The following is a 16,408-nucleotide window of genomic DNA, read 5'->3' as shown; positions in this document are numbered from 1 at the left end:
CGTAGTCAAAAAGAAGGCGCAGGAATGAAACTCGATCCATTCTATCCATTAGTCGACAGTGCCGAATGGGTCGGCCGTCTGGTGCCCAAGGGCGTCAAGTTGCTTCAGTTGCGCATCAAGGACCAGCCGGAAGAGGGCCTGCGCGAAGAGATATCCGCCTCCAAGGCAATTTGCGACCGGCACGGATGTCAGCTCATCGTCAATGATCACTGGAAACTGGCGATAGACACGGAGTGCGATTTTCTTCATCTGGGCCAGGAAGACCTTGCCGATGCCGATCTGGATGCGATCCGACGGGCGGGCCTGCGTTTGGGCGTTTCCACACATGACGGAGATGAACTCGACACGGCGCTCTCGGTCGACCCCGACTATGTCGCTCTGGGGCCTGTCTTTCCAACCCGTTCGAAATCTCTGACGTGGGCTCCTCAAGGCCTTGAGAAAATCGGCGGCTGGAAGCGCCAGATTGGTGACCTGCCGCTCGTGGCGATTGGGGGCATTACACTGGAACGGAGCAGGGACGTCCTGGAAAACGGTGCTGACAGCATTGCGGTCATCGGTGATGTGACACGCCACAATGACCCTGAACAACGAGCTGCTGACTGGATAGAAGCAACTCAAGCCTGGCGACGGTAATCAACGAACTAGGCAAACATGATTTTATCGCGCGCGACCTGATCGCGCAGAAAGTCTTGAACGGCGGCGACATGACGAAGCGGGCGAGAACTTTCGTGCGTCACCATCCAGTATGACCGGTGAAGTCTCAATTTCGGCAAAACGGCAACAAAATCATCGTCTTCGCGTGCGATAAAATCGTGCAGGATACCAATGCCTGCGCCACCGCGTACCGCCTCTGTCTGGCCAAGCGCGGATGCGATCTCGAAACGGGCCGTCCAGTCCTTGGTGAATTCGGTGCCATAGTTGAGTTGCGGTGAATAAAGCAGATCTTCCACGTACCCGATGAGATCGTGTGCGCCAAGATCGGCAGGAGACGCCGGGATACCACGCTCCTGTAAATACGCTTTGGATGCATAAAGACCGAGTGCGTAATCCACCAGCTTTCCGGCAACCAGCCGGCCGGTTTCCGGACGGTCGATGGTAACCGCGATATCGGCCTCGCGGCGCGACAGCGAGAACGAACGCGCCACAGGAACAAGCTGCACGGTCAAGCCGGGATGCCTGTCGGTCAGTTTGCCAAGCCTTGGCGCAAGATAAGCCACGCCAAACCCATCAGGTGCGCCTATGCGGACGGTTCCGGTAATTTCAGGCGTGTCTCCTCCCAGGTCCGCTTCTGCCGCGACGACTTCGGCTTCCATGCGCTCTGCGCGGTCGAAGAAACGGCTACCAGCTTCGGTCAGAAGGCATCCGGATGTTGAACGGTCGAAGAGCCGGGTCCCAAGGCTGTTCTCGAGCGAAGTCAGGCGTCTGGCAACGGTTGCGTGATTGACGCCCATCCTCTTTGCGGCCGCCAGAATTTGTCCTGTGCGGGCGATGGAAAGAAAAATTCGAATGTCGTCCCAGTTCATTGCTTGTCCTGGCTATTTCGTTCCGACAGGTTTTTCCTCGCAAGTGTCTCTCTTGAGGCAGTTCAGTCGCTCCGACCTTTAAAGGTAGAACCGGCCCGTCGTCCGATCCCTTTTCCAACAGAGATGACAAGCACCGAAACGTCTGCGAAGCTGAGGCAGACACATGACATAACTTCAAAAAATGCACAACAGATCCGGAAATCTGGATCTTGTATGCAACAAAAATAAAAGCGACAAAGACGCTGACATAAAATGGAACGCTGCCGCGCTTTCGGCGGTTCCCGGGTTTGATGGGAGAAACGCAGATGCAAATGATCGGTCATTTTGTTGATGGAAAGCACGTGGAGGGTACGTCAGGCCGCTTTGCCGACGTTTACAACCCCGCGACCGGAGAGATTCAGGCGCAGGTGGCGCTCGCGAGCCAGGCGGAAATTGATGCCGCCGTCGCCAGCGCAGCTGCGGCGCAGGTTGGCTGGGCTGCCACAAATCCGCAGCGCCGCGCTCGTGTGATGATGAAATTCGTCGACCTTTTGAACCGAGACATGGACAAGCTTGCTGAAGCGTTGTCGCGTGAGCACGGCAAGACCCTGCCGGATGCCAAAGGCGACGTCATCAGAGGTCTTGAGGTCGCAGAATTCTGCATCGGCGCGCCTCATCTTCTGAAAGGCGAATTCACCGAAGGGGCAGGTCCGGGCATCGACATGTATTCCATGCGTCAGCCGCTTGGCGTCGTTGCGGGCATCACGCCGTTCAACTTTCCGGCGATGATCCCGATGTGGAAGTTCTGCCCGGCGATTGCGTGCGGCAATGCGTTTATCCTGAAGCCGTCCGAACGCGACCCGTCCGTGCCGATCATGCTTGCAGAACTGATGATGGAAGCAGGCCTTCCAGCTGGTGTTCTGAATGTCGTCAACGGTGACAAGAGTGCCGTTGATGCCATCTGCGACGATGAGACCATCCAGGCTGTCGGCTTTGTCGGTTCAACGCCGATCGCGCAGTATGTTTATTCCCGCGCGACGGCGGCTGGAAAACGTGCCCAGTGTTTCGGCGGCGCGAAGAACCACATGATCATTATGCCGGACGCCGATCTGGATCAGGCTGCTGACGCACTTGTCGGAGCGGGGTACGGCGCTGCGGGTGAACGTTGCATGGCGGTTTCCGTGGCTGTCCCGGTCGGGGAAACCACTGCAAACGCCTTGATCGAAAAGCTGGCACCGAAAGTCGAAGCTTTGAAGATCGGACCCTACACGGCTGGTGACGATGTCGATTTCGGACCGCTTGTGACCAAGGAAGCGCTTGGCCGGGTGCGAGGACTTGTCGACCAGGGCGTCAAGGAAGGCGCCAAGCTTGTCGTCGACGGGCGGGACTTCTCCATGCAGGGCTATGAGGACGGCTTTTTCATGGGCGGCTGTCTTTTCGACAACGTCACCAAGGACATGGATATCTACAAAACCGAGATCTTTGGCCCTGTTCTGTCCGTCGTTCGTGCGGAAAACTACGAAGAAGCGCTGGACCTGCCGCTCAGCCACGAATACGGCAACGGCACAGCGATCTTCACGCGCGACGGCGACACCGCGCGAGACTTCGCATCCAAGATCAACATCGGCATGGTCGGCATCAACGTTCCGATCCCCGTACCGCTTGCCTATCACACGTTCGGCGGCTGGAAAAAGTCCGGTTTCGGCGACCTGAACCAGCATGGACCGGATGGCTTCAAATTCTATACGCGCACCAAAACCGTCACGTCGCGCTGGCCGTCCGGATTGAAGGACGGCGCTGAATTCGTCATCCCGACCATGAAATAAGACGCGATCGTCACGCGAACATTGAGAGCGGCGCCTTTGGGCGCCGCTCTTTGTTTTTCAGGCCGCTGCCACCTGTACTTCAACCACGCGGTCCGCAGCGTAATGAGAAATCGTCAGGACCCCGTCGATTTCGGCAAGAATGGCGGCGAAGGCCGGATCCTTCATTACCTTCTCTGAGGCCTTTTTTGCGCACTCAAGGTTCTGCCAGAGCACCATATCGGCAAACAGACCTTCATCCTCGACCGATTCATACGCGGTCCAGGAAATGAAGCCTTCGTAATTTCTGACGGTGTCTTGAGCGGCGCGCCGCGCCAGGCGCGCGTTGGCGGTGTCCTTGACCTTGAACACGACCAGTTCGAGGCATGGCTCTTTCATATCTATCTCCAGATCTTGAATTGAATCGGGACACCGAATATCGCACACCGCTCCTGACAACCTTCTGTCAGGACGATAGGCCGCAACGCCGTCTTAAAAAATGTCGCACAGGTTTAAGCCCGTCCAATGTGGAGAAATCGATCCTCAGGCTGTAAGAGAAACGTGGGAGAGGATCCGTTTCAAAATCCAAGTCGGTCGATTTTCGCCGTATACAACGGAGCTTGGGATAACAGCCTGGAAAGGTTCAATTTTTGGACGCTCGGGAAGGGATTGCAAAAGACGCGGATAACGCCTTTTCAATAGGCGAGCCCGGTGCCGCCGACACGAAAGCGTTGAACCTTGCAGGCGTCTTCCTGGCGGTTTCCGATCTTTTGTGGATCCCACAGGCCGGATTTCTGGCCTGGACCCTTGGAACAGTTTTGTCAGGTGTGGCAACCCAGGAACGCACGCTCCTTGCCTCCGACATGACACCTCAACTGCTGTTGGCCGCAGCTGCCGTTGTCATGATCGCCATTGCTCGAGTCACGCTCGTGCGCTTTGCGCAGACCCAAAGCCTGACGGCGGCCCGTAGTATACAAAGCCAGGCAAGATCCAGGCTGCTGAGAGCGACAACGACACGATCTCCTTCTGACAGCTTTCCGGTTGCCGGTGCATTCGCCGCCCACGTCGTTGATCAGGTTGATCTGCTCGGCCCTTATTACAGGAACTTCATACCCCAGCTCATGCGTTTGAGGCTGGTGCCGCTTGCAATAGTTGCCATGACAGCCTGGTACAGTTGGCTTGCCGCGCTGATCTTGCTGGTCAGCGGCCCCTTGATACCGCTGTTCATGGCGCTGATCGGCTCACGCGCCAAAGCGGCCAGCGCATCACAGCAAGAAGAGCTCACACGACTGAGCGGAGTATTGCTGGACCGGATCAGGGGACTGGAAACGCTGAAACTATTCGGTGCTCTGGAAGGAACCAAAGCCGATATCCGTGATGCTGGTGAGCGCTTCAGGACCGGTACGATGAAAGTGCTGAAAATCGCCTTTTTGTCGTCGACCGTGCTGGAGCTCTTTTCAGCACTAGGCATCGCGTTTTCGGCGGTTTACATCGGATTTTCCTTGCTGGGAGATCTCAATGTTGGTGCCTGGGGAACACCGTTAGGCTTTTCGCAAGGCCTGTTTATCCTTCTGCTCGCCCCAGAATTTTTTGCACCGCTTCGCGCCTTTTCAACCGCCTACCACGACCGTGCTGCCGGTATCGCAGCCATGCAAAAACTCTCGTTGCTCTTGGCGGAGATTGAAACAGAAGGAACTGTGTCGGCATCTGATCTTGTGAAGAGATCAGCAGCGAAGACATTTACAGCTTCGAATGAGACGCTGGCCAACCCATGTGTGTCCTTCAACGAAGTGTCGCTTGAGGTTAGCGGAAGGCCGATTTTCAGCAGATTTTCGCTTCATGTCGGTGTGGGTGAAACCGTACTAATTTCAGGCGCAAGCGGTTCCGGAAAGACAAGCCTTCTGGACCTCATTCTCGGATATCGCAAACCTGATGGCGGATCTGTCCAGATCAATGAGGTTGATGCCAACATTGCCGCCGGCGAACTGCGCCAGCACGTAATGTGGCTCGGTCAAGCGCCAACGCTGTTTCATGGCAGTGTGAAATCCAATTTGCTCAAAGGCTTACCTGATCCCACGAGCGTGAGCGAAGCGGACATCTGGAACGCTCTTCGTCTCGCCGGCGCTGAAAACCTTGTCCGTCGTTTGCCGCAGGGGCTTGCGACACAACTGGGGGAAGACGGGTTTGGCCTATCGGTTGGTGAAATTCGGCGTGTCGCACTGGCGCGTGCCGCGATGCGCAGCAATTCGACAATTCTGATTGCCGATGAGCCGACGGCGGGTCTCGACCCGGAGACGGCAAGAGACGTAATTGGCGGATTGACAGCGCTCACGCGGGACCGAACAGCCCTTATCGCGACACACGATCCTGCCGTCCTGAAATTGGCCGGACGGCGCGTTGACCTGGACAGGGTTGTTGAAGCTGGATTGGAGCCTGTTTCATGAGCCCGATCTGGCAGGTTGCCAAAAGCCAATTCCGGCATGATCGCTTGCATTTTTGTCTCGGCATTATTGTTGCGATACTGCCCGCCGCAGCAGGTCTCTTGTTGCTCGGCGTTTCCGGGTGGTTCATCACGGCGGCGGCCTTGGCGGGTTTAAGTGGCGCTTTTTTGAACATATTCGCGCCGAGCGCGATCATCAGGGCACTTGCCATCATTCGAACAGCCGGACGTTACGGTGAGCGCGTTTTGACGCACGACGCGACCTTCCGGTTCCTGAGTGACCTGCGAAACCGTCTGTTTGCAACCAGTGCTGAAAAAGTGTCTGAAGGGCGCCGGACGGGATTGGTCTTGAATCGTTTGACCGCAGACGTCGCTGCGCTCGACACCGTCTATCTCCGTCTCGTGGTGCCTATCTCGCTGGCAGTAACCATCGCTGTCTTTTTGCTTTTCATCTGGTGGACCGTCTCGGCGTCCGTGTTTTTGACCGGGTTGTCGTTCATGGCTTTCTGGGCGTTTCTGGCCCGCAGTGTTGTCTCAAGGTCCGACAGGCAAATGGCTCGGCGAGCAGACGCAGCTTCCGAAGCTATGCGTCTTCGGACGGCGGACCTCGCTGCAGGAAGACGGGACCTTGCAGTTTATGGGGGGCTCGACAAGGCCGTCGACGGCATTCTTGAAGCCGAGCGGCGGCTGCAGGATTCTGAAAATTGGCGCGAAAGACGCGCAGCGGGGTTCGCGGCACTTTCAGGTTTTGTTGGCCAGACATTCCTTGCCGCCATGCTGCTTGTGTGCATTTGGAATGTCGCGGACGGAACACTTGGTGTTCCCGCTGCCGTCGGCCTCGTTCTGGCGGTCATCGCGCTGCCGGAACTGGTGTCAGCGGTTCTGCTGGGTCTGACGAACCTGCCAAGGTCCGAACTGGCCGCAAGACGCACAGACTTGACGGCGCACCAAAACAACAAGGCGAAAACCGGCGCCGGATCGAACAACGATCAGCCCGTGCCCGCCGATCAGTCAGAATGTGTTCTGAGCTTTGCGTCCGTATCGTTCACGTATCCCGGAGCTATCGACCCGGTTCTGGAACGCTTCTCATTCGACGTCAAACCCGGTGAGATTGTTGCGCTTTCGGGCCGAAGCGGGCGCGGAAAGAGCACCATTGCCTCTCTGGCTGCGCGACTTCGGAGCGTCGACACCGGGCAAATTCTGCTTAACGGGCGAAACATCGAAGCCTACAGGGCCACTGAACTTAGCGATACGGTCACGGTCCTGGGTCAACGTCCCTATTTCTTCAACGATACGATTGCTGATAATCTGCGTGTGGCGAACCCGAGTGCAAGTGAGCAAGACCTTTGGAGTGCTTTGGAGCGATCAGTCCTCGTTGATCGAATCGCATCGGACCCAGACGGCCTGAATTGTGTCCTGGGAGAGGGCGGACTTGGTCTGTCGGGCGGTGAGTTGCGCCGGCTCGCACTTGCAAGGGCATTTCTGACGCGTCCGAGCCTGTTCATTCTGGACGAAATGACCGAAGGCCTGGACCAGGTGACTGCGAGCGAAGTCCTGGAGCGCTTTTTCAAATTCCGGGGAACGGCCTCCGTACTGATGATCGCTCACAAGCAGCGCGAAATCGAGTCCGCGGACCGGGTCGTCAATCTGGACAATATGTCTGACAGCTGACACCGGTTGCTCCTGGATTGTTTCGGCTCTTTACAAGGTGTGCGTTCGCTTTTTTGCGATTTCAGGTTGTTGAATACGATCTGTCGCATTGACCTGTCACCTGGGCTGGGTCACGATCCAGACTCGTTAGCGTGTTGCTTTGAACCGTTGTTTTGACGGGAACAATGCATGCAGTCTGGCGCATCGTGCGGTTGTCCGGCTGATGCGCAGAGGTTCAAAGATCGCCCTGACCAGATGCTCAAGCCAATGTCGGCTTGAAAAGGGGGAATACGATGGAACTAAGCGTCGTTGACCTGTCCCGGCTGCAATTTGCCATGACAGCGCTCTACCACTTCCTGTTTGTGCCCTTGACCATCGGCTTGTCCATTTTGCTCGCGACGATGGAGACGGTTTATGTGATGACCGGGCGCGAGATCTGGAAGCGCATGGTCAAGTTCTGGGGGACGTTGTTCGGGATCAACTTCGTGCTGGGAGTTGCCACCGGTCTGACGATGGAATTCCAGTTCGGTATGAACTGGGCGTATTTCAGCCAGTATGTCGGCGATGTCTTCGGTGCGCCGCTCGCCATTGAAGGCCTTATGGCGTTCTTCATGGAGGCGACTTTTGTCGGGCTCTTTTTCTTCGGTTGGGACAAGCTCTCTAAAAGGCAACATCTGGCGGCCACGTGGGCGGTGGCGATTGGCACGAATTTCTCCGCTCTCTGGATCCTGATTGCCAATGGCTGGATGCAAAATCCGGTCGGCGCCGAGTTCAATCCGGAAACCATGCGCATGGAAGTCAACAGTTTCTTCGATGTCCTGTTCAATCCGGTCGCGCAAGCCAAGTTTGTCCACACGGTTTCAGCGGGTTATGTGACTGCAGCCCTCTTCATGCTGGGTATTTCCGCCTGGTACATGCTTCAGGGCCGGCATCTGCAGATCGCCAAACGATCCATGGCGATTGCATCCGCATTCGGCTTTGCGTCAGCGCTTTCCGTCGTCGTCCTCGGTGATGAAAGCGGGTACGAAGCCAACCTGAACCAGAAGATGAAACTCGCCACGATCGAGGCCATGTGGCACACGGAGCCGGCGCCGGCTGCATTCAATGTGGTTGCCTGGCCGGACATGGAAAAGCGCGAAAACATCTTCGCGATCGAGGTTCCGTATGTGATGGGCCTGATTGCGACCCGTTCGCTGGATACCGTCATTCCGGGCATCAATGAACTGGTGGACCGTTCAAAGGATCGGATCCGGCAAGGTGCAATCGCATGGGATGCGCTGCAGAAAATCCGCGAGAACCCGGACACTGTTACTGAGGAGGTGCGCGAGACCTTCCGCTACAACGCGAATTCCCTCGGCTATGCCTACCTCCTGCTTCCCTACACGGACAATCCGATGGAGGCGACGACGGCGCAGATCGAGGAAGCTGCCTGGTCAACTGTTCCGAACGTTTTCCCGATGTTCTATGCCTTCCGGATCATGGTCGCCTGCGGTTTCTTCTTCATCCTCCTGACGACCGTGTTCTTCTACTACTCGTCCACAGGCAAGCTCGATGTGCTGCGTGAAAAACGCCGTTGGCTGCTGCATGTCGCGGTTTGGTCGATCCCGTTGCCCTGGATTGCCTGCGAAATGGGTTGGTTCGTCGCCGAGTATGGACGTCAGCCGTGGATCATCGAGAGTATGCTGCCGACATCGGCGGCCGTATCCAGCCTGTCGGTTACGGAAGTCCTCCTGACGCTTGCTGGGTTCGTCATTCTCTACAGCACACTTCTGGTGATCGAAGTCACGTTGATGATCAAGTATATCAGGATTGGTCCCGAAGACGGCGAGACGGCCGATGCGCTGCCGCCTGCAGAAACAAGACCGGTTTCCGGTGCAGCCCCTGTCCCTGCGGAGTGACCAGAGATGATCCTTTATGAAATGATCGACTATTCGACACTTAAGGTGATCTGGTGGGTGCTGCTCGGCGTGCTCCTGATCGGTTTCGCCGTGACCGACGGCTTCGACATGGGGGTAGGAACAATGCTGCCCTTCATCGCCGAAACGGATATCGAACGGCGGATCGTGATCAACACGATCGGTCCGACCTGGGAAGGAAACCAGGTCTGGTTTATCCTGGGTGGCGGCGCGATCTTCGCCGCCTGGCCGCCACTCTATGCGATCAGCTTTTCCGGATTTTACCTCGCGATGTTTGTGGTGCTCGCTGCCATGATCCTGCGGCCCGTAGCCTTCAAGTATAGGTCAAAGAGGCCCGACCCGTCCTGGCGGAACACCTGGGACTGGGCACTTTTTATTGGCTCGTTTGTGCCTGCACTGGTGTTCGGCGTTGCCGTCGGCAATGTCCTGCTGGGTGTGCCGTATTCTCTCGATAACGATCTGCGCATGACCTATGAAGGTTCGTTCTTCGGACTGTTCTCGCCGTTCTCTCTGCTGTGCGGGCTGCTCTCCGTCGCAATGCTCGTCATGCATGGATGCGTCTGGCTTGTCATGCGCGCATCGGGAGACATTGCGCGAAGGGCGCGCAGGATCGGGACCTTCGCCGCACTTTTCGGGATTGTTCTTTTTGCACTCGGGGGATACCTGGTGGCCAGCGGATATGTCGACGGCTTCCGGATTACCAATGAGGTCGATCCAAACATGCAGGCAAATCCGCTCGCCAAGGAAGCGGTGATCGAAGATGGCGCATGGATGGCGAACTATAGCGCTTACCCGCTTCTTTGGATCGTACCGGGTTTGGGCTTCCTCGGGATGCTGGGAACGCTCATCCTGCTGCAGACCCGGATGGAGATGCCAATTTTCGCGTTCTCGAAGTCGGCAATTGTCGGAATTATCGCGACCGTCGGCATTTCGATGTTTCCTTTCATCCTGCCGTCGTCGGTGCAGCCTGAAGCAAGTTTGACAGTCTGGGACGCCTCATCGACCCACCGGACCTTGTTCAATATGCTGGTGGCAACCGTGATTTTCCTGCCAATCATTCTGGTCTATACGGCCTGGGTTTACAGGGTGCTATGGGGCAAGGTGGACGAAGAGACCATCGAGCGCGACAACCATACGGCCTACTGAGGAGACATTTTCATGTGGTATTTTGCCTGGATCCTCGGAATGCCTCTGGCATGTTGCCTGGCGATTCTGAACGCCATGTGGCTAGAATTGCGCTCCGACGACGAGCGCAACGAACAGCAGCGCATTCATCGCACGTGATTGAGGTTTTGGCCGGCGAATTCCCCGGTCATGTCCCATCGGGTCAGTTGATGGCGACCGTATAGCGGACAATCCTGTTATTGTCGCTGTCGGAGAAGTAATAGTCGTTGCCGCGGATGGCGACGCCCTCGGGATCGTCGAAGAGATTGGGACCTTTTCCTGGCTTTCCTGTGCCCAGAACACCCAGAAGAACGGCGCCTCCATCCACATCCGGGTCAATCAAAAGGATCCGATGCGCGTCCTGATCCGCGACGACGAGCCTGCCGAAACCATCGATGTCCAGATAGCGGGGCCCGTAAAAGCCGAACTGCGGACCCTCGACCGTTTGCAGTTTTTCAAGATCCGGTGAATAGCGCACCAGACGCCGGTTGAAGTTGTCGGCCACCCAGACGGATCCGTCCGGACCTTCTGCGACATCATGTGCACCAGGATGCGAACCCACGCTTGCGACCGCCCCTCCGTTTTCATAAGCGATCAGAAGACCGGTGCCGCCTGCCATGGCATAAATACGCCCGTTGCTGTGGGCGAGGGCGCCTTCGGTTCCAGGAGCGGCCAGCATCGTGCGCGGCGCGATATCAAGCGTTTCGACACTGCTGAAAACGAAGACGCTGCCAAGTCCGGTCACAGCGACCGCGACTTCTCCTTCCGGACCGAACGAAATGTCATGCGCACCGGGCAATTTTCCGGCACTCAGGCTTTCCACAACTTCGAGCGTGTCCGGATCGACAACTGCGATCCTGTGCCCGAACTTGTCGGCGACATAAAGGCGCCCATCAGGTCCAAATGCAAGGTCATGCGGATCGTTCAGCTCTTCGGGCCCCGCTTTGTCGAACGAAGCAAATGGGGCAGGGCCGTCCTCGGCGAGTGCGGTCGCAAAGGTAAGACATGCAAGAACGAATACTCCGATGCCGATCCTCATCGATGGTCTCCCTTTCGGTAAGAAAAGGGTCGTCGAGCGAATGGGTATCGTGCTGTGAAAGCGGGAATCGGTCAACTTGCCGGTCAATGTCGAAACGTTTGGACGCCGCGAGCCGGTTGTGAGTATACAAAGCCCTGGGGGCTGAATAAGTTGAAGCGCCCGGCAGGGTGCGCGCAATGGCGACGCTGCTCGAAGAACGGCATTTGGCAGGAAGTGTGCTTTTGATACGGGTGGTGTTTTCAGGGGTAAGGCGGATCTGCATGATCCTCGCGGTGATCGTCTTTCTCGGCCAGCTGTCGATGGTTCTGATGCGGTATCTTCTGGGCTTCGGTTTTCTGGAAATCCAGGACGCCGTCAACTATGCGTTCGCATCGCTTGTGGCCCTTTCCGTTGCCGTGTCGTTCGAAGCGGACAGGCATGTACGCGTCGATGTTTTCCGGCAGAGACTTTCCGATGAAACCAATCGCAGGATTGACTGGCTGGGCGACATGGTGCTGGCACTGCCCGTCTTTGTCATCATGATGTGGATGGCCTACCCATTGGTGCGCAGTTCCTGGGTGATCTTGGAAGGGTCCCCCGAAACGGGAGGTCTACCCGGCCTTTTCCTCGTCAAAACTTTTCTGCTGATCCTGCCGGTGCTGGTCATCTTGCTGACCCTTGCGCGGGTGATCGGGTTCTTTCGGCGGAAGGCATCATGAGCATCGAGATCGTCTGGCTTCTTGTGATGGCGCTCGCGGTCTTCGCCTGCATCTTGTCCGGCGTCCCCGTGTTGCTGGCCATCGCGGGTGCGCCCACCCTCGTTGCTCTCCTGGCGGCATCTTTCGGCGATTTTGACCTCGTCTTCTTCCAGGCCGTTCCGCAACGGATATTCGGCATCATGACAAACCCGCTCCTTCTGGCGGTGCCCCTGTTTGTGCTGATGGGCCTGCTCCTGGAAAAATCGCAACAGGCGGAGCGAATGCTCAAGAGCCTGAGTGCGGCGCTGGGCGGCAATCAGTCAGCGCTTGCACTATCGGTCGTTCTTGTAAGTGCCCTGATCGCGGCCTCGACGGGGATCATTGGCGCGACCATTGTCATGCTGGGTTCAATTATGCTCCCTGCGCTCCTGAAGGCCGGTGTCGACAAGCACATGAGCAGTGGACTGATCTGTGCAAGCGGTACGCTGGGGCAAATCATTCCCCCCTCGATCGTGCTGATTCTCCTGGGAGACCAGATCTCCAATGCCTATTTCGAAGCACAGCAGGAAGCCGGAAATTTTGCGCCCGATCCGGTGACAGTCGGTGATCTTTTTGCAGGGGCCTTGCTGCCTGGGTTACTGCTGGTTTCGCTCTACGCAGGTTTCGTCGTCTTCAGGCTCAGCCGAAACGGAGAGGGCGCAAAGCAGGCATCGGGACAGGAGGCAGTCACTGGACGGCAGCTTGCAACGGCCATAGCGCCGACGCTCGGCCTGATTGTGGCCGTCCTGGGCAGTATCCTGATCGGCGTTGCCACTCCTACCGAAGCGGCCAGCGTTGGAGTAGCGGGTGCATTGCTGATTGCCGCTGCGGGGCAAGGACGGCGCATTTCCCACTCCGCTCTTGCCTGTGCCGTTTTGGCGTTTGTGCTCCTGATCCTGCGACAGACCGGGTTTCTAGGTCTTGATTTCGACGGCGGCCGTATCAGCTGGACAGCGAAGTCCGCGCTTTCCGTTGCCGCAACCGCCGGAACGCTGGGCCTGATGCTCGCAGTGTCTTCATCGCTCGTGCGTGTCGGTATCCTTGCGTCCGCACTGCGTGAAACGGTCACGATCACCGGTATGATCTTCGGCATTGTAATTGCCGCCAGCATTTTGTCGCTTGTCTTTCGGGGCTTTGACGGCGACGAGCATGTTGCTGAGTTGCTCCAGTCCTTGCCGGGCGGCGCTTATGGCATGCTGTTGCTGACGATGCTGGTCATTTTTCTGCTCGGGTTCATTCTCGAGTTCGTCGAAATCATCTTCATCGTGGTTCCGATTGTCGGACCGATCATTCTGCAGACAGACATCAGTCCCGTCTGGTTCGCGGTTCTGATCGCCCTGAACCTTCAGACGTCGTTTCTAACGCCGCCTTTTGGCTTTGCACTTTTTTACTTCCGGTCCGTGGCCCCGCAGGAGATTGCAACGACACAGATCTACGTCGCCGTGATACCCTTCGTGGCAATCCAGTTGTTGGCGCTTGCCCTGGTCGCTTTGTTTCCGGCTCTTGCGACCTGGCTGCCCGGAGTTTTGTTTTGATCAGAGGAGCTTTGACATGAAAAGACGGGAATTCCTGAAGGCTGGGGCGGTTGCAGCCCCCGCGACGGTTTTGGCAGCGCCTGCCATTGCGCAGGGCAAGGTCGAATGGAAACTGCCGACATCTTTTCCTGCCAAGGCTCCTGGCGTCGGCACGAATGTGACCTCGTTTGCCGAACGTGTCGCGGCCATGTCCGACGGACAGCTTACGCTCAAGGTCTTTTCAGGCGGCGAACTGGTGCCGCCCTTTGGCGTGGAAGACGCGGTGGAACAGGGAACGGCGGAAATCGGCCATTCGACGCCTTATTACGCCGCGTCCAAGAACTCCGCGCTTCACTTTTTCTCCGCCGTGCCTTTCGGCATGACGGCTGTCGAAACAACAGCGTGGCTTCGTTACGGGGGCGGTCAGGAACTCTGGGACGGGATCTATGCCGAGCGGGGATTGAAGCCGTTTTATTCCGGCAGTTCCGGTGTTCAGGCAGCAGGCTGGTTCAAGAAGCCTATCGAAAGCCTGAACGATCTTGCTGGTCTGAATATGCGGATCGCTGGTCTCGGCGGCGAGGCGATGCGCAAATTGGGTGTCAATGCGGTCCTGCTTCCACCACCGGAAATCTTCCCGGCATTCCAGTCCGGCGCGATCGATGCCGCCGAGTGGGTCGGTCCGATGCTGGACATGGCCTTCGGTCTGCAAAAGGTCGCCAAGTATTGCTATGTACCGGCCTTCCACGAACCCTCGGCTGCGCTTGAAATCGTCGTCAACAAGGAAGCATTCGAAGGACTGCCGGCACATCTGCAGGCAGTGATCGCCAATGCTGCAGAGGCAACGTCCGTGGAAACCACCGCGCAATTCGACTATTTCAACGCGGTCGCAATGCAGAAACTGAAGGCGGACGGCGTCACCTTTGCCGCATTCCCGGAGGACGTACTTGCGGCCCTGAAAACCGCTGTTGCAGAGGTCATGACGGAAAACGCTGAAGCCAACCCGACATTCGCTGAGGTTCAGAAAAGCTATGACGCGTTTCTGACGCTCGCAAAGGATTACGCAATCGAGGTGAAGGCCGCAACGTTCACGCAACGGGTCTAGCCTTCGCGATCCAGCGGATTTGCCATGCAGGTCCGCTGGAGCAGCCATGCCACCGCACCTTTTGCGTCCAGGGCCCGCTGATGATATCTAGGCGCCCATGACGACACCCGACCGCCTTTATTCCAGCCATCAGCCACGCTTTTCCGTTGCGCCGATGATGGAGTGGACCGACAGGCACTGCCGCGCATTTCACCGGCAGTTGTCGCGCCATGCGCTCCTCTATACCGAGATGGTGACGACAGGTGCCGTTATTCACGGAGACCGGGAACACTTGCTCGGGTTTTCCGATCTGGAGCATCCGATTGCCTGCCAGCTTGGAGGTTCCGACCCGAAGGACATGGCAGCGTCTGCAAGGATCGTGGCTGACTTTGGATATGACGAAGTCAATATCAATGTCGGATGTCCGTCAGATCGGGTGCAGTCAGGCCGTTTCGGAGCGTGCCTGATGCAGGAGCCGGCACTGGTGGCAGCCTGTGTTTCGGCCATGAAAGATGCCGTCGACATTCCGGTGACAGTCAAGTGTCGGATCGGCGTGGACGACCAGGATCCGGAAGAGGCTCTTGATCGGATGGCTGACGCTGTTTTTGGCGCAGGTTCGGACGCGCTTTGGGTGCATGCGCGCAAGGCTTGGCTCAAGGGGCTCAGCCCAAAGGAGAACCGGGACATTCCACCTTTGGACTATAATCGCGTGGTGCGGCTGAAAGACCGTTTCCCGGATAAGTTCATCGGTTTGAATGGCGGACTGCAGACACTCGACCAGGCAAAACCTTTCCTCGAAGTACTTGATGGATTGATGTTTGGCCGTGCCGCCTATCAAACGCCTCAGATTTTGGGCGATGTCGACCATCGGTTCTACGGTGAGGGTGAGGGCGAGGTTGCGCCCTGGCAAGCGGTCAATGCCCACATGACCTACTTGGAAGATCAGCTCCGCAAGGGCGTCAAACTCGCTCATATGACGCGGCATATGTTGGGACTGTTTCATGGCCGCCCCGGTGCACGAAGCTGGCGACGAATCCTCACCGTCGACGCGATCAAGCCAAGCGCCGGGTTGGAGGTTGTCAAACGTGCGCTTGCTGCCGTGTCACCTGAAACTCCCTCTGCGGAAGCGGCTGAATAATCAACTTGAATTTTAATTAATACTTAGACGATCCAGCTGCAAAAAGGAGCCGGATATGCGAGTCAATGGCGTCAGGAAACGCCTGATTCCGGCTTGTGACGTGAACATCTGCATGAGATTCAACAACCCGAAACAATGACCTGAGGTTGTGTCACTGTAAAGGATTTCAATTTTTCTGATATTTTCTGGCCGTCTGGTCAAAATAGTGTCTGATTTGTGATTGCAAAAATGCAAGTTTGTATAAGTGTTAAAAAAATACATGAATACAATGAGTTATGGTGAGTCTAGCTTCATCGAAAGTACATCGAAAATCGTTCTATCGGTGCTGGATCTGCAGTTTTTTCGTAAATAGAGGGTTAACAATGCATTTTTGCTGGCATAGGATAACGTTAGGGTAGAAGGGGTATCTCTAATTGGAAATTTGATTTTATACGTTGGAAATATGA

Annotated in this window: 14 protein-coding genes; 11 read left to right on the top strand and 3 right to left on the bottom strand. The window is 56.7% G+C overall.

Annotated features, from left to right (window positions below; all coding sequences use genetic code 11):
* The first annotated feature begins 24 nt into the window (after positions 1–24).
* Complete coding sequence (locus Q0915_RS10930; RefSeq protein ID WP_299471266.1) at positions 25–633, top strand: thiamine phosphate synthase; 609 nt, start codon at positions 25–27, stop codon at positions 631–633.
* An 8-nt stretch (positions 634–641) separates the two neighbouring features.
* Here Q0915_RS10930 and Q0915_RS10925 read toward each other — a convergent pair whose 3' ends face one another.
* Positions 642–1,523 carry a LysR family transcriptional regulator gene (locus Q0915_RS10925; protein ID WP_299471264.1) on the bottom strand — a complete coding sequence of 294 codons (882 nt, stop codon included), beginning with the start codon at positions 1,521–1,523 and terminating at the stop codon, positions 642–644.
* Between the two features lie 305 nt (positions 1,524–1,828).
* Here Q0915_RS10925 and Q0915_RS10920 point away from each other — a divergent pair, with 305 nt between their 5' ends.
* The gene (locus tag Q0915_RS10920; RefSeq protein WP_299471263.1) at positions 1,829–3,328 is read left to right on the top strand and encodes a CoA-acylating methylmalonate-semialdehyde dehydrogenase; all 1,500 of its coding nucleotides are present in this window, start codon (positions 1,829–1,831) and stop codon (positions 3,326–3,328) included.
* A 57-nt stretch (positions 3,329–3,385) separates the two neighbouring features.
* Here the strand turns inward: Q0915_RS10920 and Q0915_RS10915 are convergent, their stop codons facing one another.
* Complete coding sequence (locus Q0915_RS10915) at positions 3,386–3,703, bottom strand: hypothetical protein (RefSeq protein ID WP_299471261.1); 318 nt, start codon at positions 3,701–3,703, stop codon at positions 3,386–3,388.
* Between the two features lie 251 nt (positions 3,704–3,954).
* Here Q0915_RS10915 and cydD point away from each other — a divergent pair, with 251 nt between their 5' ends.
* The 5 genes from cydD to cydX all read left to right on the top strand — a co-directional run bounded on the left by cydD (position 3,955) and on the right by cydX (position 10,594).
* Positions 3,955–5,748: a thiol reductant ABC exporter subunit CydD gene (cydD, locus tag Q0915_RS10910; RefSeq protein ID WP_299471259.1), complete on the top strand. Its 1,794-nt coding sequence runs from the start codon at positions 3,955–3,957 to the stop codon at positions 5,746–5,748.
* Positions 5,745–7,415, top strand: coding sequence for a thiol reductant ABC exporter subunit CydC (gene cydC / locus Q0915_RS10905; RefSeq protein ID WP_299471257.1), 1,671 nt, complete (start codon positions 5,745–5,747; stop codon positions 7,413–7,415). Before cydD ends, cydC begins: the two co-directional genes overlap by 4 nt.
* Before the next feature lie 272 nt (positions 7,416–7,687).
* Positions 7,688–9,292, top strand: a complete 1,605-nt coding sequence (locus tag Q0915_RS10900) for a cytochrome ubiquinol oxidase subunit I (RefSeq protein ID WP_299471255.1) — start codon at positions 7,688–7,690, stop codon at positions 9,290–9,292.
* A 6-nt stretch (positions 9,293–9,298) separates the two neighbouring features.
* Positions 9,299–10,456 carry a cytochrome d ubiquinol oxidase subunit II gene (cydB, locus tag Q0915_RS10895; protein WP_299471253.1) on the top strand — a complete coding sequence of 386 codons (1,158 nt, stop codon included), beginning with the start codon at positions 9,299–9,301 and terminating at the stop codon, positions 10,454–10,456.
* A gap of 12 nt (positions 10,457–10,468) precedes the next feature.
* The gene (cydX, locus tag Q0915_RS10890; RefSeq protein WP_299471250.1) at positions 10,469–10,594 is read left to right on the top strand and encodes a cytochrome bd-I oxidase subunit CydX; all 126 of its coding nucleotides are present in this window, start codon (positions 10,469–10,471) and stop codon (positions 10,592–10,594) included.
* Positions 10,595–10,637: 43 nt separating this feature from the next.
* Here cydX and Q0915_RS10885 read toward each other — a convergent pair whose 3' ends face one another.
* The gene (locus tag Q0915_RS10885; RefSeq protein ID WP_299471246.1) at positions 10,638–11,513 is read right to left on the bottom strand and encodes an NHL repeat-containing protein; all 876 of its coding nucleotides are present in this window, start codon (positions 11,511–11,513) and stop codon (positions 10,638–10,640) included.
* A 176-nt stretch (positions 11,514–11,689) separates the two neighbouring features.
* On the opposite strand from Q0915_RS10885, the gene Q0915_RS10880 reads away from it, so the two are divergent.
* The 4 genes from Q0915_RS10880 (at position 11,690) to dusA (ending at position 15,962) form a co-directional block, all read left to right on the top strand.
* Positions 11,690–12,211: a TRAP transporter small permease subunit gene (locus Q0915_RS10880; protein WP_299471243.1), complete on the top strand. Its 522-nt coding sequence runs from the start codon at positions 11,690–11,692 to the stop codon at positions 12,209–12,211.
* A complete protein-coding gene (locus Q0915_RS10875; protein ID WP_299471240.1) occupies positions 12,208–13,764 on the top strand; it encodes a TRAP transporter large permease subunit in 1,557 nt (518 codons plus the stop codon). Before Q0915_RS10880 ends, Q0915_RS10875 begins: the two co-directional genes overlap by 4 nt.
* A 16-nt stretch (positions 13,765–13,780) precedes the next feature.
* Positions 13,781–14,845: a TRAP transporter substrate-binding protein gene (locus Q0915_RS10870; protein WP_299471237.1), complete on the top strand. Its 1,065-nt coding sequence runs from the start codon at positions 13,781–13,783 to the stop codon at positions 14,843–14,845.
* 97 nt (positions 14,846–14,942) lie between these two features.
* Complete coding sequence (gene dusA / locus Q0915_RS10865) at positions 14,943–15,962, top strand: tRNA dihydrouridine(20/20a) synthase DusA (RefSeq protein ID WP_299471235.1); 1,020 nt, start codon at positions 14,943–14,945, stop codon at positions 15,960–15,962.
* Positions 15,963–16,408 lie beyond the last annotated feature (446 nt).

The organism is uncultured Roseibium sp. (assembly GCF_947494555.1).
Classification (GTDB): Bacteria; Pseudomonadota; Alphaproteobacteria; order Rhizobiales; family Stappiaceae; genus Roseibium.
The sequence above is the reverse complement of the archived record's forward strand: the minus strand, read 5'-3'. Positions and strand labels throughout refer to the sequence as shown.